This is a genomic window from Acinetobacter sp. 228 (assembly GCF_048147885.1).
This window is the reverse complement of the sequence record NZ_JAYWYV010000284.1, coordinates 1-1,344: the sequence shown is the minus strand read 5'-3', so window position 1 is coordinate 1,344 and position 1,344 is coordinate 1. Positions and strand designations below refer to the sequence as shown.

Below are 1,344 nucleotides of genomic sequence, written 5' to 3'. Positions count from 1 at the left end.
CAAGCAGGCTTTAGTGGTGTTGGCGGGTTTGCAACCAATGGTTTTGGTGACTTATCACCAAATAAATTTGGTTTAGGTTCTGCTTTCATTATTGAAGTGGTTCTTACTGCTTTCTTCTTAATCATTATTTTAGGAGCAACTGACCGCCGTGCACCTGCTGGCTTCGCTCCTATTGCAATTGGTTTGGGCTTAACACTCATTCACTTAATCAGTATTCCGGTGACAAATACTTCGGTAAACCCTGCACGTAGTACAGGTGTTGCGTTCTTTGCTGAAACGGCTGCTTTAAGTCAGTTGTGGTTGTTCTGGGTAGCACCGATTTTAGGGGCTGTGATTGGGGCAATTATTTATAAGGTGGTTGCTGGGGATAAGGATTAACTGCACAACCGCAAACACCACGGTCACTCAAGTTGTAGTTATATAGGTAATGCCTCACTTTTGAGTGAGCAAAAGTGACAAAACTCATTCGTTTCACTGACGTTACCTCCATGTAACGCAGTGAAACAGGCGGCCTCCGTGCCGCCGTCGCGATAGCAAATTGAGTAAAATATATTTATTACAAAAACGGATTATTAATTTCTTGTTCAGCCGGACGTTCAATTTTCTCAGGCAATTCTTCTTTTTCCAAAGCTGCAATTATATCGTTTAAAAAACTCTGCAATGCCTTTGCCTGCTCTAACCCGACTTTGTCTTTAGTGATTTGCAAATTGCCATAAATGCTCACGCAATCGACATCATTTTCTAATGTTAAATCTTCAATTGAAGAAGATTCAGTACCCTTTTCAAATGGCTTAAACATAGCTGTTGTCTCGTTGTTATATCTTCACAGTGTAATACGACCAATTTAAAAAAAATCAATCAAAATTAAAAGAGCCGACAAAATTAAGAAAGCGCCCATCAGGATATTAAAATATTTCAAACGGTTGCCCTGATTCAGTACCACTGAAAATTTATCGCCACATAGTCCCCAAAAGAACAAGCAGGCATAGCAGGTGAAGAAATAAATAATAATAAAGATCGGCAACGACTGCGGGTTTTCAATGCTCGTAAACATGGTAATGCCCGACACACAAGCCAACCACGCTTTTGGGTTAAGCCACTGTAATAAGAAACCATCTTTAAAATTGGGAATAAGCATGTGCTCTACAGGTGCACTTGAAATTGAAATATTGGCAGCAGAAAGAATAATTTTTATGCCGATATAGCAAACAAAGAGCGTTCCACAAACTGCAAGAATTTTTAAGACAACTGGAAACTGAGTTAATACACTTTGAAGGCCAAAGGCCATAAAAATCAAAAGCAAGGTAAAGCCAATGGTGGCACCTGAAATATAGGGAAGTGATC

Annotated in this window: 3 protein-coding genes; 1 reads left to right on the top strand and 2 read right to left on the bottom strand. The window is 39.7% G+C overall.

Going from position 1 to position 1,344, the window contains the following annotated elements; genetic code table 11:
* A partial coding sequence (locus tag VXQ92_RS18255; RefSeq protein ID WP_416682757.1) for an aquaporin occupies window positions 1-378 on the top strand: 378 nt, incomplete at its 5' end.
* 178 nt (window positions 379-556) lie between these two features.
* On the opposite strand, the gene VXQ92_RS18250 is transcribed toward VXQ92_RS18255, so the two are convergent.
* On the bottom strand, window positions 557-799 hold the full coding sequence (locus VXQ92_RS18250) for a hypothetical protein (RefSeq protein ID WP_023896114.1): 243 nt from the start codon (window positions 797-799) through the stop codon (window positions 557-559).
* Window positions 800-844: 45 nt separating this feature from the next.
* Window positions 845-1,344, bottom strand: a 500-nt coding sequence (locus tag VXQ92_RS18245) for a LysE family translocator (protein ID WP_416682756.1), incomplete at its 5' end; no start/stop codon positions are given.